Source organism: Micromonospora sp. SD19, from assembly GCF_054462275.1.
Map to the genome: position 1 here is coordinate 81743 of NZ_JBTLMN010000002.1, position 21292 is coordinate 103034.

Sequence of the window (21292 nt, forward strand, 5' to 3'; positions counted from 1 at the left end):
GATGCCCCACGCCAATGCCCTGTACGGGCCGCTGGACCCCGCACCGGACGCGGGCTACGAGGACGCGCCGCCGCGGATGGGGTTCTTCACCGATACCAGCGTCTGTATCGGGTGCAAGGCGTGTGAGGTGGCCTGCAAGGAGTGGAACGGTGTGCCGGAGAGTGGGCTCGACCTGCTGGGTATGTCGTACGACAACACCGGCGCTCTGACCGCGAACTCGTGGCGGCACGTCGCGTTCATCGAACAGCCCCGCTCGGTGGGCTGGGCGACTGCGGCGTTCGAGGACAACCCGGACGGGCCGGCGGTCAGTCCGCTCACGGCGGCCGTCGGCGCGCGTACCGAGACCGACACCGGTACGGATCCGGGTCTGCCCACCGGTTCGCCGGGGGCGGCGGCGCGGATGTCGGGTGGGCCGGAGTTTCTGGGGATGCCGGGTGCGCAGCCGCCGGGGCGGGGCACGGGCGCGGAGGGTCGGACGGATTTCCGGTGGTTGATGATGTCGGATGTCTGTAAGCACTGCACGCATGCGGCGTGTCTGGATGTGTGTCCGACGGGTTCGTTGTTCCGGACGGAGTTCGGGACGGTGGTGGTGCAGGAGGACATCTGCAACGGCTGCGGTTACTGCATCTCCGCCTGCCCGTACGGGGTGATTGATCAGCGTAAGGACGACGGTCGGGCGTGGAAGTGCACGTTGTGCTACGACCGGTTGGGTGTGGGGATGACGCCGGCGTGTGCGCAGGCGTGTCCGACCGAGTCGATCCAGTACGGGCCCCTCGACGAGTTGCGGGAGCGCGCCGCCGCGCGGGTGGCGACGCTGCACGAGCGGGGGGTGCCCGAGGCGCGACTGTACGGGCACGACCCGAACGACGGTGTGGGTGGGGACGGGGCGTTCTTCCTGCTCCTGGACGAGCCTGAGGTGTACGGGCTGCCACCGGACCCGGTGGTGACCACCCGCGACCTACCGGCCATGTGGAAACGCGCCGGCCTGGCGGCGATGACGATGGCGGTCGCCGCGGCGGTCGCGTTCATGGGTAGGCGGCAATGACCGACGAGACACCATCGAACGAGTCGGTCGGCGCCCGGTTCCGCGAGTTCCAGGCCGGCCTCGACCAGCCCGACGGGAAGCGCCACCGGCAGCCCGGCCGGCGACGCGGCGACGGCGGTGAGCAGCTCACCGTGCCGCCGGCCGACTTCGCCTCCTACTACGGCCGGCCCGTGCTGAAGCCGCCGGTGTGGAAGTACGACATCGCCGGCTACCTGTTCACCGGTGGCCTCGCCGCCGGAAGCGCGCTGGTCGGCGCGGGCGCCCAGCTGACCGGACGACCGGGGCTGCGCAAGGTGGGCCGGTGGACGGCGCTCGGCGGCGTCGCCGCCAGCACGTACCTGCTGATCCACGACCTCGGCCGGCCGACCCGGTTCCATCACATGCTCCGGGTGGCCAAGGTGACCTCGCCGATGTCGGTCGGCACCTGGATCCTCGCCGCGTTCGGGCCCCTCGCAGGCGTGGCAGCGGTCGCCGAACTCGCACCGCTGCTCCCGCGGCATGGTGTGCTCGGCCTCGCCCGCCGGATCGGACCGCCCGTCGGCAACGTCGCCGGACTGGCCGCCGCGGCCACGGCACCGGCGCTGGCGACGTACACCGGGGTGCTGCTCGCCGACACGGCCGTGCCGTCCTGGCACGACGCCTACCCCTCGCTGCCGTTCGTCTTCGCCGGCAGCGCGCTCGCCGCCGCGTCCGGGGTCGGACTGATCGCGGCACCGCCCTCGGAGACCGCCCCACTACGGCGACTCGCAGTGGCCGCGGCGGCCGTCGAGTTCGGTGGGGGGCACCATCTGGAGCGGCAGGGCCTCACCGGCGAGCCCTACACGCACGGACGCAGCGGCCGGCTGGTCAAGGCGGGACGCGTCCTGCTGACAGTGGGCACGGTCGCCGCACTGGTCAGTCGACGCAGCCGGATCCTGTCGGCGCTCTCCGGCGCCGCCCTGGTGGCGTCGTCGATCGCGACCCGGTTCGGTGTCTTCGAGGCGGGACGGGTCTCGGCGCGCGATCCGAAGTACACGGTCGTGCCCCAGCGGGAGCGGCTCGACGAGAGCCGGTCGACGACCCCACTCTGAGCGGACCGACGAGGAAGGCGCCCCCTGACGGGGCGCCTTCTTCGGATCCGAGGAGAGGTGTGGGCGCGACGGGCCACCGCCGGCGCGGCCGGTCAGCCGGTGAACAGCTTCGCGGCGGTGATGGCGGTCTGGACGATGCCGTACCCGAGGAGCACCGCGACCAGCAGCCACGACAACCACAGTCGCCCGGTCTGGCTACCGACTCGTGGCGGCGCGGGCGGCTGGCTCTGCGGCCCGATGGCCACCGGTTCGGTGATGGTCGCCTTCGCCACGGGCGACGTCGGCCCCCGGTTTGGTTCGTGGAACCGCTCGGGCACCGAACGGACCAGCAGGTTCGCGATGAACCCGATGGCGAGGACGCCGACCATGGTGAACAGCGCGGGACGGTACGCCGCCGCGGTGAGTGTGCCGGGCTTGCCCTGCGTGTCGAGGATCCCGTTGACGATCAGCGGGCCGGCGACACCCGCGGCCGACCAGGCGGTGAGGATCCGGCCGTGGATGGCCCCGACCTGGAAGGTGCCGAACAGGTCACGCAGGTAGGCGGGCATGGTGGCGAAGCCACCGCCGTAGAAGGAGATGATGGCGGCGGCGATCAGCACGAAGACCGCTGTCGCGGAGTGCCCGGCCACGGCGAGCAGCAGGTACAGCACCATGCCGACGCCGAGGTAGACCATGTAGATGGGCTTGCGGCCGATGAGGTCGGACGTCGTGGACCAGACGAACCGGCCCGCCATGTTGAACAGCGACAGCACCCCCACGAAGCCGGCCGCCGCCGACACCGAGACCGTGGTGGCGGTTCCGTTGTCCCGGAAGAAGTCCTGGATCATCGGGCTGGCCTGCTCCAGGATGCCGATGCCCGCGGTGACGTTGCAGAACAGCACGATCCACAGCAACCAGAACGACCGGGTACGCACCGCGTTCGACGCGGACACGCTCGCCGTCGTCACCAGAGGTTTGGCGGCAACGCTCGCCGGGTCGAACCCGGCGGGCCGCCAGTCCGGTGCCGGAACCCGGACGTTGAACGGGCCGAACATCATGATCACGAAATACCCGATGCCGAACGTGACGAAGAGCGCCACGAGGGCGCTGCCCGACGCCACGGCGGCCGGGTTGTCGGGGTTGTAGCCGGAGTCGTAGAGGGAGAGCAGTTGGCGCGCGAGCGGGCCGGCGACCAGGGCGCCACCGCCGAACCCCATGATGGCCAGCCCGGTGGCCAGGCCGGGGCGGTCCGGGAACCACTTGATCAGTGTCGAGACGGGTGAGATGTAGCCGATGCCGAGCCCGATGCCGCCGATGACGCCGTATCCGAGGTAGAGCAGCCAGAGTTGTTGCGTCGCGATGCCGAGCGCGCCGACCAGGAACCCGGTGGCCCAGAAGCAGGCGGAGGCGAACATCGCCCGGCGCGGCCCGTTCTTTTCCACCCAACGGCCACCCACCGCGGCGGACGAACCCAGCATGACGATGGCGATACTGAAGATCGCCCCGATCGCCGTCTGGCTGGTGTCGAAGTGCGCGATGAGGGAGTTCTTGTAGACACTCGTCGCGTAGACCTGACCGATGCACACGTGCACAGCCAGTGCCGCGGTCGGGATGAGCCAGCGGCTGTATCCCGGGGGAGCGACAGTGTGCCGAGGATCGAAGACCGAGAGCATGGGCATCGTCCACACCTCCTGCGGCTGAGCGACGTTGCGGAGCTGTCCGACCCGGCAGTTGGCCGAGCGGCGCCGCCGCAGTGGCGGCCCGGCGCACGTCTGGCGATCAGCCGATTACCGGCTCTACCTCACGTTACGTGGCGACTTGTGCACGCCAGGTGATTACCGAAAAACGCGGGATGGCGACGTCGGCGCCCGCGGGTGAGGCCGGAAGGGGGCACGAAGCGGGGGCGGGCCCTCCGGCCCGCCCCCGACTGCTCTGTCGTACCGCTCAGTGCATCGCGGCCTTTGCGGCCGCCTCCTCCTGGGCGCGTCGTTCGTCCCCGCTGACGGTGTGCAGCGGCTTCTCCTTGATGAACAGCACGACGATCAGCGCCAGCAGCGCGAACGGCGCGCCGACCAGGAAGAGGTCGGCGGTGGCGATGCCGTACACGTCCTGCACGATGCGTACCACCGGTTCGGGCAGGGTGGACAGGTCGGGCACCTCCGTGGAGCCACCACCGGCGGTGGCCGCCGGGCCGAGACGCTCGGTCGTCAGTGAGGTCACCCGGCTCGCCAGGACCGCGCCGAGGGCGCTGACCCCGATCGCGCCGCCCATGCTGCGGAAGAACGTCAGCACCGACGTGGCGGCGCCGAGCTCCTGCGCCGGCACGTCGTTCTGCGCGGCGAGCACGAGGTTCTGCATGAGCATGCCGACGCCGACGCCCAGCACGGCCATGTAGATCGACAGCACGACGACGCTGGTGTTGGCGTCGATGGTGCCCAGCAGCAGCATCCCGGCGGTCATCACCGCGGCGCCGGCCACCAGGTACGCCTTCCAGCGGCCGTACTTCGTGATGAGCTGGCCGGCCACCGTTGACGAGACCAGCAGACCGAAGATCATCGGGAGGCTCATCAGGCCAGCGACGGTGGGCGACTTGCCCAGCGAGATCTGGAAGTACTGGGACAGGAAGACGGTGCCGCCGAACATGGCGACGCCGACCAGCACGCTGGCGATCGTGGCCAGGGAGACCGTCCGGTTGCGGAAGATGTCCAGCGGGACGATCGGCTCCGCCGCCCGCGACTCGACGACCACGGCCAGGGCCAGCAGAACCAGACCGCCGATGACCATCAGGACCGTCCAGCCGGAGGCCCAGTCGAACTTGTTGCCGGCCAGGGACGACCAGATCAGCAGGGTGGAGACGCCCGAGGTGATGAGCACGGCGCCCAGCCAGTCGATCGTCGCCTTGCGGCGGACGACCGGCAGGTGCAGGGTGCGCTGGAGCAGGGCGATGGAGATGATGCTGAACGGGACGCCGATCAGGAAGCACCACCGCCAGCCCAACCACGACGTGTCGACGAGCAGGCCGCCGATCAGCGGACCGGCGATGGTGCCCACACCGAAGACCGCGCCGAAGATGCCGGCGTAGCGGCCCAGCTCACGCGGCGGGATCATCGCCGCCATGACGATCGTGGCCAGCGCTGTCATGCCGCCGGCGCCGATGCCCTGGACGACCCGGCTGAGCAGCAGAACCTCGACGTTCGGCGTGAAGCCCGCGATGAGCGAACCGACCACGAACAGTCCCAGCGACAGCTGGATCAGCAGCTTCTTGCTGTACAGGTCGGCCATCTTGCCCCACAGCGGCACCGTCGCCGTCATGGCGAGCAGTTCGCTGGTGACGATCCAGGTGTAGACGGTCTGGCTGCCGTTGAGATCCGCGATGATCCGCGGCAGCGCGTTCGCCACCACTGTGGAGGCGAGGATGGCCACGAACATGCCGACCATCAGGCCGGACAGGGCCTGGAGAACCTCCCGACGCGACATGCGCGTGCCGACGCCGGCGGTGTCGGCGGGCGGGACGGTGGTGGTCATTGACGCTCCCTTGTCGGGTTTCTGGCGCAGCGCTGGCCCCGCAGCTGATGCGGCGGGGCAGAGACTGGCGGGTCAGGAGGGGGACGGCGGATCCGGCAGGCCGGCCGCGATCGCGGCGAACGCCTCATCGACGAAGTCGTGCAGCGGCCGGGTGTCGTCGTCGGCGGCCCAGCGCAGCATGGCGGTGCGGAAGGCGGCACCGGCGACAGCGATGACCAGCGGCGGGTGGCCGTGGTCGAGGCCGACGCCGAGGCGGGTGGCGACGATCGCGACCATGGCCTGCTCGGTCGCGCTGTTGCCGGCCACCAGCCGGGGCAGCAGCACCGGGTTCTGGGCGATGACCGTCAGTCGCAACCGCCACAACTCCCGGTCGGCCTGGATCGTGTCGACCGACTCGTCGAGGGCGACCCGCACGGCCTGCAGCGCCGACACCTGTGCGGGGGTGGCCGCCAGACGCGCCACGACCGGGTTGCCGTCGAGCGCCGGATCGTCGGTGAGGGCCTCGTCCTTGCAGGTGAAGTAGTTGAAGAAGGTCCGCGAGGAGACGTCCGCGGCCTCGCTGATCTCCTCCACCGTCACGTGCTCCAGGCCGCGTTCGGCGACCAGCCGCAGCGCGGCGGCGGTCAGCGCGGCCCGCGTCTGCGCTTTCTTGCGGTCGCGACGCCCGGTGGCGGCGTGGTCGGTGTCGGTCACGCGAGCGAGGCTAGGAGCGAAGTTGCACAGACTGCAAGTTTTTAGCGTGTGAAGTGATCTTCCTGACTCGGGACCGTCAGACGGCGACCGACGGATCCGGCCGGTCGCCGCGGGGGACGGCGCCGGTGGTCTCCAGGATGAGCGCGGCGACCAGGTCCGGGTCGTCGCTCATCGGCACGTGACCGCAACGGGGCAGCGTCACCACCCGTGCCGCCGGCAGGCCCGCCCGGACGCGCTCGGCCTGGTGAACGCCGAAGATCCGGTCGCGGTCGCCCCAGCCGACGGTCACCGGCACCGCCGGGTCGGACAGTCGATGGCAGTCGAAGCGGTAGTCGCGGGCGGCTCTGGCCACCGCGTTGAAGCCGCGTCCACGGCGTAGGGCGAGCGCGTCGCCCAGCGCGCGCTCGACGTCCAGCAGCGTCGGGCGGGCCATCAGCGGCGCGAAGCACAACGCCCGCAGGTACGCCGAGCGCAGCGCGACCCGCATGATCGGCGTGGGCAGGTACGAGTTGGCCCGGAGCATCCGGAGGATGGCCAGCGCCCGGCGGCGCTCCGCCGGGGTGAAGAAGCCGGCGGGGGAAAGGGCGGTGGCCGAGGCGACCGCCCCGGCGGCGGCGAGTTCCAGGGCGATCGCCCCACCGAGGCTGTAGCCGGCGACGTGCGGACGCGTCAGCCCCCACCCGGTCAGGACCGGCAGGACCCCGGCCACGGTGGCGGCCATGTCGGCGGGCATGCCGGTGCCGGGCACCGGCGAGTTCCCGAACCCGGGCAGGTCGAGCGCGATCACGTCGTGGTGGGCGGTGAGCCGGTCGAACACCGGCTCCCACGCCTGATGACGGTGACCGATGCCGTGGACGAGCACGAGCGGCTCCCCGCTGCCCGCCCGGCGGAAATGAACTGTCATGACCGCCCTCCCACCGACGTCCTGCCGAAGGACCGCCCGAGCTGGCGCACCTCGTCCTCCATCTGGTCGACCATCGTCCGGCCGCCGAACCTGGTGATCAACGCGTCCGTCAAGCCGCTCAGCACCACCGGTCGCAGCGCCTGCACCACGGCGAGCGAGCGTGGCACGTACACCTTGCGTCTGCGGCGCTCGACACCGCGCAGCAGGGCCTCGACGCACTGCTCGACCGGGACGACCGTGGACAGCGGCCGTGGCAGCCGGCGCAGCGCGGTGCGGAACGACGCCAGGTCGTCACGGATGTCGCGGACCAGGTCGGTGTCGATCCAGATCGGATGCGCGGTGCCGACGGTGACGCCCTGCGGGCGGGTCTCCAGGCGCAGCACGTTGGCGAACTGCTCCACCCCCGCCTTGGACGCGCAGTAGGCGGCCATGCCGGGCATCGCCGTGAAGGCCGCGGCGGACGAGACGATCAGGACGTGACCACGGGCGGCGGTGACGTGGGGCAGCGCCGCGCTGACCGTGCGGATCGCGCCGCAGAGGTTCACCTCGACGGTACGGACCAGCGCGTCGACCGGTCCCACGGCGACGGTGCCGAGGTTCGCGATGCCCGCGTTGGCCACGACGACGTCGATGCCACCGAAACGGTCCACGGTCGAGGTCACCGCGGCGTCCAACGCAGCCTGGTCGGTGACGTCGCACTCGTACCAGTGCGCGTCGAGGTCGGCGCTGAGCCGCTTGAGCAGCTCGCCCTCCAGGCCGACGAGGGCGACCCGGGCCCCGCGGGCGACGGCCTCGCGGGCCAGTTGCGCCCCGATGCCGCGCGCCGCGCCGGTGATGAGAATGGTCTTGCCGGCCAGGTCATAGCGCATCGGCATGCTCCCGTTCCGAGTCGTTGGGGGTGCTGCCGGCCGAAGCGGTCCGGTAGTCGGCCGGGCGGAAGCGGCGCAGACGCATCCGGAAGCTGGTGGCGAGGCCCGGCCAGACGGTGGTGTTGCGGCCGGTGGCGTCGAGATACCAGCTCGAACAGCCGGTCTGCCAGACGGTGCCGGCCATCTTCTGGTCGATCCGCTCGGTCCAGCGCTGTTGCGCCTGCGCGGTGGGCTCGATGGCCTGGATGCCCGTGGCCCGCATGTGCCGCAGGGCCGCGAGGACCAGGCGCAACTGCGCCTCGATCATCAGCACCACCGAGGTGTGCCCGAGCCCGGTGTTCGGGCCGAGCAGGAAGAACAGGTTGGGGAAGCCGGCGATGGTGGTGCCCCGGTACGCGTGCATGCTCGGGGTCCAGGCCTCGCTCAGGCTACGTCCGGCACGGCCGTGGATGCGCCGCACGACGGGGGAGTCGGTGACGTGGAAGCCGGTGCCGAAGATGACCGTGTCCGCCGCGTGGTGCACACCGTCGTCGGTGACGAGGCCGTCCGGCACGAGCCGGGCGATGCCGGCGGTCACCACGTCGACGTTGGGCCGGGTGAGCGACGGCCAGTAGTCGTTGGAGATCAGCACCCGCTTGCAACCCATCGTGTACCGGGGGGTGAGCTTGTCCCGCAGGTGCTGGTCGGGGACCTGCCGGCGCAGCGTACGCAGTGACAGCCGGGAGGCGAAGCGGTTGAGCGCCGGGTACAGGAAGCCCAGGCCCAGGCTCTCGCGGAGCAGATAGAGCCGTGCCCGGGCGAGGCGTTGCGCGCCGGGCACTGTGCGAAACGCGGCCTGCTCGACAGCGCTGATCCGGCGCGACAGCCTCGGCATGATCCACGCGGGGGTGCGCTGGAAGAGCGTCAGCTTCTCGACCGTCGGCTGGATCTGGGGCACGAACTGGACGGCGGAGGCGCCGGTGCCGATCACCGCGACGCGGCGGCCGGTGAGGTCGTGATCGTGCCGCCACCGCGCCGAGTGGAACACGGTGCCGGCGAACTCGTCGATCCCGGGCAGGTCGGGGATGGCCGGGTCGCTGAGCGGGCCGGCCGCACAGATCAGGACCCGGGCGGTGTGCTCGCCGCCGGAGGTGCGCAGCAGCCACCGTTGGCGCTGATCGTCCCACCTCGCCTCGTGCACCTCGTGGCGCAGCCGCAACCTCGGGCGGATCCCGAAGCGGTCGACGCAGCCGCGCAGGTAGTCCCAGATCTCCGGCTGACCGGAGAAGGTGTTGGACCAGTTCGGGTTGGGCGCGAAGGAGAACGAGTAGAGGTGCGACGGGACGTCGCAGGCGCAGCCGGGGTAGCTGTTGTCCCGCCAGGTGCCGCCGACGTCGTCACCCCGGTCGAAGACGAGAAAGTCGGTGAAGCCGGCCCGCTGCAGGCGGATGGCGGCGCCCAGGCCACCGAAGCCGGCGCCGATGATGGCAACGTCTGTCTCCATTCACTCCTCCGTGGGCTCGGTTGCGGCGGCTGGGTCGGGCTCGGGCGGCCAGGGCGGATCGCCCACGCCGGTGACGCGTACGCCGCCCCACGGGTCGACCTCGGCCAGTCGGGCGGGTCGGACCCGGTCGGCGATGCGCACCTCGACGTCGCGCCGCCCGCGGCGCAGCAGGTGGGTCACCAGTGGCGCCGGTTCGATCCGCCCACCCCAGTGGAAGCGACCGTCGACCGGCTCCCACCGCCCGCTGAGGTGCACCCGGACCGAGATGCCCTCGACACCCGCCGGGCCGTGGTAGGTCACGGCACGATCCGTTCGTGGGCGCGGGTCAGCTCGGGCGGCAGGTCGGCGCTGGCGCGTACCCCCTCGATGCCGCTCCACAGCAGAGTGGTCAGGTAGTCGGTGAGGGCGGCCCGGCTGATCGGCTGGCCGTGCGTGGTCCACCAGTCGCCGACCGCCTGCACGAAGCCCACCAGGCCGTACGCCCACGGCTCCGCCGGGCCGGCGTCCAGCCCGAGCGCCCGTAGCCGGTCACCGATCACCCGGGCCAGCCCGGCGGCGACCTGCCGGCTGGTGCCGGCGACCACCTGGTGGATGCCGGGTTGACCGGACTGTCGCATCAGGAACCGGTAGAGCGTGGGCTGTGACTCGATCACCCCGAGGTACGCGTCGATCGTCGCCTCGACCAGGTCACGTTCCTCGCGGACCTGCTCGATCGCCGGCGCGATGGCGTCGACCACCCGGGCCGCCACCACCTCGCTCACCGCGACCCAGAGCTGCGACTTGTCGGCGAAGTAGCGGTACAGGACCGGTTTGCTGACGCCCGCGGTGGCAGCGACCTGTTCCATGTCGACGTCCGGGCCGTGTCGCAGCAGCGCCTGCACGGCGGCGCCGACCAACTCCTGCCGTCGGTGCTCACGATGGTCTGCCCAGCGGTCCCGGCGGCCGTTGCCCTTCGCTTTCGGATCGTCGGCCGGAGGTGGGTCGGATGCATTGACATCAGTGAGCGGCGATTGCATGCTACTACTCGTAACAGTTACCGGCCGTCACGTCAATATGGAGGAGTCATGGAGGCCGCACCGGCGAAAACCGAGCGCGCGGCGGTCGCCGAGCGACTGCTCACGTCCACACTGCGGACCAGCTACGACCCCACCGTCGAGATCGACTGGGACGCCCCGCACATTCCCGGCGCCTACTGGCTGCCCCCACAACGCAGCAGCCTCTACGGCACGCCGTTGTGGGAGCGGCTCAGCGAGGAGCAGCGCGTCGACCTGACCAGGCACGAGGTGGCCAGCGCCGCCAGCGCCGGGCTGTGGTTCGAGACGATCCTCATGCAGATGCTGATCCGGGAGTACTACCGCGCCGACCCGACCAGCCGCCAGGCCCAGTACGCGTTGACCGAGGTCGCCGACGAGTGCCGCCACTCCATCATGTTCGGCCGGCTGATCGAGGCGATGGGTTGCCCGGTCTACCGCGCGAGCACTGTGGACCATCACCTCGGGCGCTTCCTCAAGGCCACCGCCAGCGGACCCCGGATGTACGCCGCGATCCTCATCGCGGAGGAGATCCTCGACGCGTTCCAGCGCGAGATCATGGCGGACGAGTCGCTCCAACCGTTGATCCGGATGGTCTCCCGCATCCACGTCGTGGAGGAGGCGCGGCACGTCCGGTTCGCCCGCGAGGAGTTGGCCGCCGCGGTGGCGGCCACCGGCCCGGTGGGCATGGCGTACGCCCGGCTGTTGGTCGGCCGCGCCGCCTACACGATCGCCAACCGCCTGGTCCATCCCGACGTGTACGCGGCGGTGGGCATTCCACCGGCGGTCGGTCGTGCCGCCGCCCGCGCCAACCCGCACTGGCGAGCCACCCTGCGCTGGTCGGCGGCGCGGGTGCACGCCAACCTGGCGGGTGTCGGCCTGGTGGCGGGGCCGGGGCGTCTGCTGTGGGCCCGGGCCGGGCTGATCTGACCGGTCGTCACCCGGTGCGACGTCGTGGGGGTCCGGGGTTGTTGCTGATCTTCCGGTCGAGATCGGTTCAGGCGACGTCGCTGTCAGGCCCGTTCGACCCGGGCCTGCTGGTGATCGGTCAGCCGTAGCCCCACCCCGCGCACCACGTCGATGGTGGCCCCGGTGCCCAGGTCGGTCAGCTTGCGGCGCAGTCGCTTCACCAGCGACTGCACGTCCGCCTTGCGTTCGCGCCCCTCGTCACCCCAGACCGACCGGTGCAGCTCGGCGTAGCTCCACACCCGGGCCGGCTCGGTGATCAGGCAGGTCAGCAGGTCGTGTTCCAGCCGGGTGAGGTCGATCTCCCGATCTCCGCAGCGGGCGCTGGAGCGGGCGGAGTCGATCACCAGGGTGGCGACCGGCGCCGGTTCGGACGCGGCGGCGACCTGCTGCGGAGCGGCGATCAGCCGGCGCAGCTCGTCGAGGTCGGCGACCAGCAGCAGCGGCGCGATGCCGTCGAGAAGCTCCGCGAGCCGGATGCGCTCGGCCGGCGACGGGGTGACCGCGATCAGCAGCGGGAACGGCTCGTCGGCCGCATCACCCCTGTTCACCGTTGCCTCGTCCTTGGCCACCGCACCACCCGGGATCGATGGGCATCCCTGCCCAGCTCTCGTCACGGTTCTGACAATGATTGGCAAGCGCGCCGCCGGCCACTGCGACTCTTAGCGACAAGTTGCTCACGGCAAGTTCTTGATCGTCCGTTCTTCTCGATCATAGTGTCCACTCGGGCAACCGGCGTGACCCGCGCGGTGCATGGGGAGGTCCACCATGGCCCACTACACCCTGGGTCGTTCTGAGGGAGGCAGCACCTATGTTCAGACGTCCACAATGGCGGCGCGCAGCCAGATCGCTGGTGAGCGCCGGTGCGGCGACGATCCTCGCCGCGACATGCCTGGCCACCATCGGTTCGGGCGCGCAGGCCGCGCCGGGCGGTGCGATGGGGGCGGGCACCTCGACCGGGGACAAGATCCGACCCGAACTCGCCAAGCAGCTCCAGGCCAAGAGTGAAGGGGACTTCTGGATCCGGTTCAAGGACCGGGCGGACCTGAGCAAGGCCAGCGCCATCAAGGACTGGTCGAAGCGCGGCACGGCGGTGGCGGACGCGCTGCGCAAGACCGCCGCGGCGAGCCAGGGCAAGATCCGGGCCGACCTCGACAGCTCGGGCACGAAGTACCAGACCTTCTGGGCCACCAACGCCATCAAGGTGAACAGCGGCTCGCTGGCGATGGCGCAGAAGTTCGCCGGCCACTCGGAGGTCGAGGGCCTCTACGCCCCGGTCGCGTACAAGGTGCCGGAGACGACGAAGGGCGCCGACGAGAACACGGTGAACGCCCTGGAGTGGGGCATCGCCAACATCAACGCCGACGACGTCTGGTCCCAGTACGGCGTCAAGGGCGAGGGCATCACCATCGCGAACATCGACACCGGGGTGCAGTTCGACCACCCGGCGCTGGTGAACTCCTACCGGGGCAACAACGGTGACGGGACCTTCGACCACAACTACAACTGGTTCAACGCCGCCAACGCCACCGGGGCCTGCGCGACAGCTCCCTGCGACGGCGACGGCCACGGTACGCACACGATGGGCACCATGGCCGGCTCCGACGGCGCGAACCAGATCGGTGTCGCCCCCGGGGTCAGGTGGATCGCGGCGAACGGGTGCTGCCCCAGTGACGCCGCCCTGATCGAATCCGGTCAGTGGATGCTGGAGCCGCTGGACCTCAACGGTCAGAACGCGGACGCGAGCAAGCGACCGAACATCATCAACAACTCGTGGGGCACCCGGGACCCGTCCAACGAGCCGTTCATGGAGGACGTGACGAACGCCTGGGCCGCGTCCGGCATCTTCGGCGTCTGGTCCAACGGCAACAGCGGACCGGCCTGCCAGACCAGTGGCTCGCCGGGCAGCCTCGCCAGCAACTACTCCACCGGCGCGTACGACATCAACAACAACGTCGCCGGCTTCTCCTCCCGGGGCGCCGGTCAGAACGGTGAGATCAAGCCCAACATCTCCGCGCCGGGCGTGAACGTCCGGTCGAGCATCCCGGGCAGCGCCTACGGCAGCATCAGCGGCACCTCGATGGCCGCGCCGCACCTCGCGGGCGCGATCGCGCTGCTGTACTCGGCGGCGCCGTCGCTGGTCGGTGACGTCAACGCGACCCGCGCACTGCTCAACGGCGCCGCGATCGACAAGGCGGACGACCAGTGCGGTGGCACCGCCGCCGACAACAACGTCTACGGCGAAGGCCGACTGGACGCCCTCGCGCTGCTCAACGCCGCCCCGACCGGCGACATCGGCACGCTGGCCGGCACCGTCACCGACGCGACCTCCGGCGCCCCGATCGCCGGCGCGACGCTGACGCTCACCGGCCCGTCCGAGCGTGAGCTGACCACCGGTGCCGACGGCAAGTTCTCGACCCAGCTCCCCACCGGTGACTACCAGGTCGCCGTCGCGGCGTTCGGGTACGGCGGCACCACCACGACGGCAACCATCGCCAAGGGCACGACCACGACGCTCAACGTCGCCCTCACCGCGGTGCCGAGTGTCAACGTCACCGGAGCGGTCACCGACGGCTCCGGCCACGGCTGGCCGTTGTACGCGAAGGTGACAGTGACCGGCGTGTCCGGCGTCTACGACTACACCACCCCGTCGAACGGTCGCTACAGCATCAAGCTGCCGGCCGGGCAGACGTACACCCTGACGTACGAGTCGCAGTACCCCGGCTACCAGACCGTCACCAAGCAGGTCGTGGTCGGCTCGGGCAACGTCACCGCCAACGTCGCCGTGCCGGTGGACACCACCGACTGCACCACCGCCGCCGGGTACACGTTCGGCTCCGACGGTGAGTACGAGACCTTCGACGCCACCACCACGCCGGCCGGCTGGACCGTCGTGGACAACGCGGGCAGCGGTCAGGTCTGGAAGTTCACCGACGACGGCAACCGGGGCAACCTGACCGGGGGCAGCGGCAACTTCGCGATGATCGACAGCGACGACTACGGTGCGGGCACCAGCCAGGACACCTCCCTGGTCAGCCCGGTGGTCGACCTGACCGCCGTCACCGCCCCGGTGATCCGGTTCAACCAGGACTTCAACCAGCTCAACGACGACACCGCCGACGTCGACCTGAGCATCGACGGCGGCGCCACCTGGACCAACGTGCTCCGGCAGGAGACGGACGTCCGGGGACCGAAGCTGACCGAGATCCCGATCCCGCAGGCCGCCGGTCAGGCGCGGGTGCAGGTCCGGTTCCACTACTACGACGCCTCGTACGAGTGGTGGTGGGAGGTCGACAACGTCCTGATCGGCAGCCAGGTGACCTGCGTGCCGGTCGACGGTGGTCTGGTCGTCGGCAACGTCCGTGACAAGAACGACGGCAGCTACGTCAACGGCGCGACCGTCACCAGCAAGGACCGGCCCGCCGAGAAGGCCGTCACGGTGGCGACCCCGGACGACCCGGAGCTGGCCGACGGCTTCTACTGGATCTACTCGTCGCTGACCGGCGAGCACCCGTTCACCGCGTCCGCCGGCAACTACGTCAGCCAGACCAAGACTGTCGACGTCGAGGCCGACTGGGCGACCACCGCGAACTTCCAGCTCGCGGCCGGCCGGCTGTCGGTGACGCCGACGCAGCTCAGCGCCACCCTCCAGATGCCCAACGGCAAGACCAGCAAGACGTTCACGGTGACCAACACCGGCGGCGCGCCGGTCGAGGTGAAGTTCGGTGAGCGGGACAACGGGTTCGAACTCCTGCGGGCGGACGGCTCCACTGTCACCCGGCAGCAGGTGCTCGGGTCCGGCGGCGCGCCGGAGCAGCGGCTCACCGTGCCGACGTCGTTCGCCGCCAAGGCGTCCGGCAAGGAGGCCAAGGCCGCTGCCGCTGCGGTCGGCCCGAGCGCGGCGCCGTGGACCGACATCGCCAACTACCCGGCCACGATCATGGACAACCGGGTGGTGAACCTGGACGGCAAGGTGTACTCGCTCGGTGGCGGCAACGGTGAGGCGTCCACCACCAAGAACTACGCCTACGACCCGGCCGCGCAGACCTGGACGGCGATCGCCGACCTTCCGGGCGCCCGCAACGCCGTGACCGCCGGCGTGGTGAACGGCAAGATCATCGTCAGTGGTGGCTGGGGCGACGCCGGCCCGGACTCCGCCACCTGGTCGTACGACCCCGGGGCCAACACCTGGACCGAGCTGGCCGACAACCCGGCGCCCCGGGCCGCGGCCGGTCAGGGTGTCGTCGACGGCAAGCTGTACGCGGTCGGTGGCTGCACGACCGCGTCCTGCACGCCGATGTCGAACAGCGTGGTCCGGTACGACCCGACCAGTGACACCTGGGAGACGATGGCCAACTACCCGAAGTCGGTGGCCTTCGCCTCCTGCGGCGGGATCGACGGCGTCCTCTACTGCACCGGCGGCAACGACGGTTCCGCCGCGCAGAAGTCCAGCTACGCCTTCGACCCGGGTGCCAACACGTGGACCGCCATCGCCGACGCGCCGACCGACAACTGGGCCAGCGCGTACGCCGTCGCCAGCGGCAAGCTGCTCGTCGTCGGTGGTTCGCAGGGCGGGGCCATCAGCAACGCCGGCTTCGCCTACGACCCGGCCGCCGGTTCGTGGTCCAACCTGCCCAACGCCAACACCGCGCGGTACCGCGGCGGCGCGGCGTGCGGCTTCTACAAGATCGGCGGCTCGTCCGGCAGCTTCGACGCGGCTCCCGAGAGTGAGGTGCTCCCGGGCTTCGAGGGATGCTCCGAGTCGGCCGCCGACGTCAGCTGGATGACCGTCGACAAGTCGGAGGTCACCCTCGCACCGGGTGCGAAGGTCACTGTCACCGTCGGTCTGACGGCGAACGTGGACCAGCCGGGCACCTACTCCGGCGCGGTAGCGATCTCCGAGAACACCCCGTACTCGGTCGCGCCGGTCGCGGTGACCATGACCGCGAACCCCCCGAAGACCTGGGGCAAGCTCATGGGTACGGTCACCGGCACCAGCTGCCAGGGTGCGACCTCGCCGCTCGCCGGTGCGGTCGTGCAGGTCGACTCGTGGGCGGCGTCGTACACCTTCGCCACCGATGCCGAGGGCAAGTACGCCTACTGGGTGGACCGCCGCAACAACCCGCTCACGATGATCGTGGCCAAGGACGGCTGGAAGCCGCAGACCCGCCAGACCCGGATCGACACCGCGACCCCCACGGTGGAGAACTTCGGGTTGGCGCCCATCAGGTGCTGACAGCCGAGCACTAGTCGCGTGACGTCCGGCCCGCCTGGTCCTCGACCAGGCGGGCCGGACCGCGCCCGGGGTGATCAGACGGGCGCGAGCCGGAATCCGACGCCGCGTACCGAGTGGATCGTCGCCGCGGCGTTGAGCCTGGCGAGTTTGGCGCGCACCCGGCGGACCACCGAGTGCATGTCCGAGCCCCGGCCGAGGTGCCGGTTGCCCCAGACCTCCAGGTGCAGCCGCTCGTAGGTCCACACCTGCCCGGGGGCGTGCACCAGGCAGAGCAGCACGTCGTGCTCCAACCGGGTCAGGTCGATCTCCTGGTCACGCCACCGCAGCACCCGACGGTCGGAGTCGACCGCCAGGTCCGGTGGCGGGGGTTGCGGGCTCGGCGCCACCTCGGCGCGCGCCGCGGTGGTCGGCGGGGCCGGTGCGGCGGGCGCCTCGACCACCCCGAGAAACTCTCGCGCCTGGTCGACTGTCGAGACGATCAGAAAGGCGTCGCTGCCGCCGAGCAGCCGGGCCAGATGTCGCCGCTCGGCCGGCGAGGATGCGATGCCGATGACCAGGCTGGCGACTGGAATTTCCTGCATGTGCCAACACCTTCCGGTTCCCCACATCACTCCGGATGGATTGTCGTACCGCCGACCGAGACATCGATCGGCGTCCTGACCCTAGTGGTGGCTGATCTCGGCTGGGTAAAACATAGTTGCATGTAAGCATGTGAATCCCGTTGCGCCGGCCAGGCCACCCGACCCCACCGCCGACCATGCGCTTCTCCGGAAGCGGCGGGGGTGGTTGTGACAGAACCAAGACAATTCGAGGACGGCGTACGGACCTGCGGGGGCGAGCATGGTCGCCATGTCCACCGGATCGCTGTACTCCGTCGGGCGCCCGACACCCGGTCCGGCGCGCCCGCTGCCCCACGCCCGCGCGGCGGTGCCGTTGGGGCTCCGACTGCTCGCCGCGGCGCTGTGTGGTCTGCTCGCGCTGACCCTCACCGCCGCTGTCTTCGTGCGGACCTATCCCGGGCAGTGGCTGGACGGGGTGCTCCTGCCGCCCGCCGAATCCGGCGGCGGGTACGAGCAGCGGACAGCGCTCGTGGGCCCGGCCAAGACCGCGCTGGCCACCTTCGGCAACCCGACGCTCATCGCGGCCCTGCTCGGCGTGGTGCTGCTGGTGGGTGTGCTGCGCCGCCGGCTGGTGGCGGGCGTCGTCGGCGTGGGCATGGTCGTCTGCGCGGTGCTGGTGGCCGGCGCGATGAAGACACAACTGCCCCGCCCGGACCTGCAGATCGAGAGTTCCACCACCCACAACAGCTTTCCCAGCGGTCACGTCGCGGCGGCGACCGCCCTGCTGCTGGCGTTTCTGCTGGTCCTTCCCGGTTGGGCCCGGCGCTGGCTGGCGGTGCCGGGTGCGGCGGGAGTCTCGGTGATCGCCGCCGCCACGATGATCGCGGGCTGGCACCGGTTCAGCGACGTGCTCGGTGGCGTACTGCTGGGGGTGACACTGTTTCTCCTGGCCGCGGCCGCGTTGGCGGCCCGGCCCACCGACCACGACGCGGCCGGCGGCGGCCTCTGGCGCGGGCTGGCCGAGGCGGCGGTCGGGCTGGTCGTGCTGGTCTGGGCGCTGGTGGTGGTCGTGCCCGGTCTGGCCGCGTCGGTGCAGCGCGGGCCGCTGGTTGCGATCGTGGCCGCGGCCGTTTCGACGATGTTCCTGGTGGGCGCTGTGGTGTTCCTGGTGCGTTCGACGGATTTCGCGGTGCCGAGGGCGGCGCGGAGCCCCGCACAGCCGCAGCCGTCGACCGAAGCCCGAAAGATCTCATGATGGGATACTTGACGACATGTCCCAGGTGCTGTTGATCGAAGACCACCAGACGGTGCGCGACGGATTGCAGTTGGCGCTCACCCGGCAGGGCCACACGGTGCACGCCGTGGGCACCGGTGAGCAGGGGCTGGAGCGACTGCGCGCGGCCCCGTCCGATGTCGTGGTGCTCGATCTCATGCTGCCCGGGATGGACGGGTTCGAGGTCTGCCGCCGGATCCGGCAGCTCGGTGACCTGCCGATCATCATGCTCACGGCCCGCAACGACGACATGGACGTGGTCGCCGGCCTGGAGGCCGGCGCCGACGACTACGTGGTCAAGCCGGTGCAGGCCCGGGTCCTGGAGGCGCGCATCCGCGCGGTGCTGCGACGCACCGGTGGCGACTCGCGGCGCGGCGGCGAGCGGGCCGGCCTGGAACAGCACGGCGCGTTGACCATCGACCGGGCGGCGCTGGTGGTCAGCAAGGACGGGACGCCGGTCAGCCTCGCCCCCACGGAGCTGCGGCTGCTGCTCGAACTCTCGCACACGCCCGGTCAGGTGCTCAGCCGGCAGCAACTGCTGGAGGCCGTGTGGGAGCACGGGTATCTCGGTGACTCGCGACTGGTGGACGCGTGCGTCCAGCGGGTCCGCGCCAAGATCGAGGCCGATTCGTCGGCGCCGGTCTTCATCCAGACCGTGCGTGGTTTCGGATACCGGTTCGGGCCGCTGTGACCTTCTGGCGCTCGGTCGCCGCCCAGGCATCGAGCCTGCGGGTCCGGCTGCTGCTGGCGTTCGCGCTGCTCGGGGTCACCACCACGGCCGTCGTGGCCAGCGGCAGCTACTTCCAGGCCCGGACCGTCATCCTCCAGCAGGCGCAGGACGCCGCGGTGATGTCGCTGACCGACCAGCTCACCAAGGTCTACCCGATCGCCCAGCTTCCGCCGACCCAGAACGACCTGGACCTGTTGGCCCAGCGGCTCTCCGACCGCGAGGGCTTCGCGGTGGTCATCTACCGGGACATGCGGGCACAGGGCTCGCAGACACCCGCCCCGCTCAGCCCCGAGCTGCGGGCGGAGGTCGGCGACGGTCAGATCGCCTGGCAGCGTGTCTCGCAGGACGGGCGGCCCTGGCTGCTCATCGGCACCCAACTGCGGCTCGAGCGCCCCGACGGCACGGCCCACCCGTCCGGGTTGGAGGTCTATTCGGTGCGCGATCTCGTGCCCGAGCAGCAGAGCATCGACCAGCTCGCCACCAGGGCGTGGTGGACCGGAGGGTTGTCCCTGCTGCTCGCCGTCCTGCTGGCCCTGCTGTCCGCCCGGGGGGTCCTGCGACCCGTCCGCGATCTGGGCCGAGCGGCCCGCCGCCTCGGCGAGGGCGACCTGAGCACCCGGCTGACGGTCCGGGGCGTGGACGAGCTGGCCGACGTGGCGCGGACCTTCAACGACACCGCCGGCACGCTGGAGCGGCAGGTCGGGGAGCTGCGGCGGATGGAGTCCGACGCCCGCCGCTTCGTCGCCGACGTCTCGCACGAGCTCCGCACCCCGCTGGCCGCGATGACGGCGGTCACCGACGTGCTCGACGAGGAGGCCGAGCACCTGCCCGGGGACGCGGGCCGGGCCGCTCGGCTGGTCAGCCAGGAGACGCAGAACCTCACCCACCTGGTCAACGACCTCATCGAGATCAGCAGGTTCGACTCTGGCACGGCCCGGCTCGCCCTCGACGACGTGGACGTGGGCGCGGCGGTGACCGCGACCCTGCGGATCCGCGGCTGGACCGACCGGGTACGCGCCGACCTGCCGCCCGCTGTGGTGGCCCGGCTCGATCCCCGCCGGCTGGACGTCATCGTCGCCAACCTGGTCGGCAACGCCTTCCGGCACGGTGCCGAGCCGGTGACCGTACGCCTGAGCGCCGATCCGGACTGGGTCACCATCGAGGTGGCCGACCAGGGGCCGGGGCTGGACCCGGAGGTGTTACCGCACGTGTTCGACCGCTTCTACAAGGCCGACACGGCGCGGACCCGCTCCGAGGGCAGCGGCCTCGGCCTCGCCATCTCCTGGGAGAACGCGCGGCTGCACCACCACGGCGAGCGCCGGGGGGCTCTCGTCGCCGGCAACGCCCCGGGTGGCGGCGCGGTCTTCACGCTCCGGCTGCCCCGCGAGACGACGGACACCGGGGGTGCCCGGTGACCGGCCGGCGCACCGGGCGGGCGCTGCTCGCCGGCGCACTGCTGCTCGGTCCGCTGCTGGCGGGGTGCGGGGTACGGCCCAGCCTCGTCATCACCGGTCGTCCCGCGGTCAGCGGCCCCGCGCAGGGAGTCGGGCTCTACCTGGTCGCGCAGGGCGAACTGGTGCTGGTCCTGCGCCCGGCCCGGGGGGATTCCTCACCGACCAAGGCACTTGCCCTGCTCGCCGCCGGCCCGCAGCCGAACGAACGCGACCAGGGTCTGACCAGCGACGTGCCGACCGGGTTGAACCCGGTCGTCGAGGTGACGCCCACGGCCGGTCGGTTCGGTGGTCTCACGGTGCGCGTCACCGGGACGGCGCAGGCGTTGTCGCCGACGGCGACCGACCAGATCATCTGTACGGTGTCCGACGCCGCCGCCCAGGCCGGTGTGGTGGCAAGCTCGGGCCCGGTCACCATCGTCGGGTCCGACGGTGCCCAGCCAGCCCGCCGGTGTCCCGCCAGGTGACCGGGCCCCA

Annotated in this window: 18 protein-coding genes; 8 read left to right on the top strand and 10 right to left on the bottom strand. The window is 71.1% G+C overall.

The genetic code is table 11. The features are described 5' to 3' along the window. The first annotated feature begins 1 nt into the window (after nt 1). Nucleotides 2-1045 (top strand): 4Fe-4S dicluster domain-containing protein, encoded by a 1044-nt coding sequence (locus ACX27O_RS07565; RefSeq protein ID WP_458939146.1) that lies wholly within the window; start codon nt 2-4, stop codon nt 1043-1045. Next, nucleotides 1042-2115, top strand: coding sequence for an NrfD/PsrC family molybdoenzyme membrane anchor subunit (gene nrfD / locus ACX27O_RS07570; protein WP_030337041.1), 1074 nt, complete (start codon nt 1042-1044; stop codon nt 2113-2115). Before ACX27O_RS07565 ends, nrfD begins: the two co-directional genes overlap by 4 nt. Nucleotides 2116-2207: 92 nt before the next feature. On the opposite strand, the gene ACX27O_RS07575 is transcribed toward nrfD, so the two are convergent. From ACX27O_RS07575 to ACX27O_RS07610, 8 genes are all read right to left on the bottom strand, one after another. Further along, nucleotides 2208-3767 carry an OFA family MFS transporter gene (locus ACX27O_RS07575; protein ID WP_210860743.1) on the bottom strand — a complete coding sequence of 520 codons (1560 nt, stop codon included), beginning with the start codon at nt 3765-3767 and terminating at the stop codon, nt 2208-2210. 271 nt (nt 3768-4038) lie between these two features. After that, on the bottom strand, nt 4039-5619 hold the full coding sequence (locus ACX27O_RS07580) for an MDR family MFS transporter (RefSeq protein WP_458939147.1): 1581 nt from the start codon (nt 5617-5619) through the stop codon (nt 4039-4041). A gap of 72 nt (nt 5620-5691) precedes the next feature. Then, on the bottom strand, nt 5692-6312 hold the full coding sequence (locus ACX27O_RS07585) for an acyl-CoA-like ligand-binding transcription factor (RefSeq protein WP_458939148.1): 621 nt from the start codon (nt 6310-6312) through the stop codon (nt 5692-5694). Nucleotides 6313-6388: 76 nt separating this feature from the next. Continuing rightward, nucleotides 6389-7216, bottom strand: a complete 828-nt coding sequence (locus ACX27O_RS07590) for an alpha/beta fold hydrolase (RefSeq protein ID WP_036412430.1) — start codon at nt 7214-7216, stop codon at nt 6389-6391. Further along, nucleotides 7213-8085 carry an SDR family oxidoreductase gene (locus ACX27O_RS07595; RefSeq protein ID WP_210862906.1) on the bottom strand — a complete coding sequence of 291 codons (873 nt, stop codon included), beginning with the start codon at nt 8083-8085 and terminating at the stop codon, nt 7213-7215. Before ACX27O_RS07595 ends, ACX27O_RS07590 begins: the two co-directional genes overlap by 4 nt. Then, complete coding sequence (locus ACX27O_RS07600) at nt 8075-9568, bottom strand: flavin-containing monooxygenase (protein WP_210864365.1); 1494 nt, start codon at nt 9566-9568, stop codon at nt 8075-8077. The genes ACX27O_RS07595 and ACX27O_RS07600 overlap by 11 nt, the downstream gene beginning before the upstream one ends. Continuing rightward, a complete protein-coding gene (locus ACX27O_RS07605) occupies nt 9569-9868 on the bottom strand; it encodes a DUF4873 domain-containing protein (RefSeq protein WP_030337027.1) in 300 nt (99 codons plus the stop codon). Then, complete coding sequence (locus ACX27O_RS07610; RefSeq protein WP_030337026.1) at nt 9865-10584, bottom strand: TetR family transcriptional regulator; 720 nt, start codon at nt 10582-10584, stop codon at nt 9865-9867. Before ACX27O_RS07610 ends, ACX27O_RS07605 begins: the two co-directional genes overlap by 4 nt. A 48-nt stretch (nt 10585-10632) precedes the next feature. On the opposite strand from ACX27O_RS07610, the gene ACX27O_RS07615 reads away from it, so the two are divergent. Next, nucleotides 10633-11529, top strand: coding sequence for an AurF N-oxygenase family protein (locus ACX27O_RS07615; RefSeq protein WP_358131130.1), 897 nt, complete (start codon nt 10633-10635; stop codon nt 11527-11529). Nucleotides 11530-11612: 83 nt separating this feature from the next. On the opposite strand, the gene ACX27O_RS07620 is transcribed toward ACX27O_RS07615, so the two are convergent. Further along, nucleotides 11613-12116, bottom strand: a complete 504-nt coding sequence (locus ACX27O_RS07620) for a winged helix-turn-helix domain-containing protein (RefSeq protein WP_245233752.1) — start codon at nt 12114-12116, stop codon at nt 11613-11615. A gap of 302 nt (nt 12117-12418) precedes the next feature. On the opposite strand from ACX27O_RS07620, the gene ACX27O_RS07625 reads away from it, so the two are divergent. Further along, a complete protein-coding gene (locus tag ACX27O_RS07625; protein WP_458939149.1) occupies nt 12419-16801 on the top strand; it encodes a S8 family serine peptidase in 4383 nt (1460 codons plus the stop codon). Nucleotides 16802-16875: 74 nt separating this feature from the next. Here ACX27O_RS07625 and ACX27O_RS07630 read toward each other — a convergent pair whose 3' ends face one another. Continuing rightward, the gene (locus ACX27O_RS07630) at nt 16876-17382 is read right to left on the bottom strand and encodes a winged helix-turn-helix domain-containing protein (RefSeq protein ID WP_030337020.1); all 507 of its coding nucleotides are present in this window, start codon (nt 17380-17382) and stop codon (nt 16876-16878) included. 268 nt (nt 17383-17650) lie between these two features. Between ACX27O_RS07630 and ACX27O_RS07635 the strand changes: the two genes are divergently transcribed. The 4 genes from ACX27O_RS07635 to ACX27O_RS07650 are packed head-to-tail and all read left to right on the top strand — an operon-like array spanning nt 17651 to nt 21282. Next, the gene (locus ACX27O_RS07635) at nt 17651-18616 is read left to right on the top strand and encodes a phosphatase PAP2 family protein (RefSeq protein ID WP_458939150.1); all 966 of its coding nucleotides are present in this window, start codon (nt 17651-17653) and stop codon (nt 18614-18616) included. A 16-nt stretch (nt 18617-18632) separates the two neighbouring features. After that, entirely contained in the window at nt 18633-19325 is a 693-nt protein-coding gene (locus tag ACX27O_RS07640) for a response regulator transcription factor (protein WP_030337016.1), read from the top strand. Continuing rightward, on the top strand, nt 19322-20779 hold the full coding sequence (locus ACX27O_RS07645) for an ATP-binding protein (RefSeq protein WP_458939151.1): 1458 nt from the start codon (nt 19322-19324) through the stop codon (nt 20777-20779). The genes ACX27O_RS07640 and ACX27O_RS07645 overlap by 4 nt, the downstream gene beginning before the upstream one ends. Next, on the top strand, nt 20776-21282 hold the full coding sequence (locus ACX27O_RS07650; RefSeq protein ID WP_245233750.1) for a hypothetical protein: 507 nt from the start codon (nt 20776-20778) through the stop codon (nt 21280-21282). Before ACX27O_RS07645 ends, ACX27O_RS07650 begins: the two co-directional genes overlap by 4 nt. Nucleotides 21283-21292 lie beyond the last annotated feature (10 nt).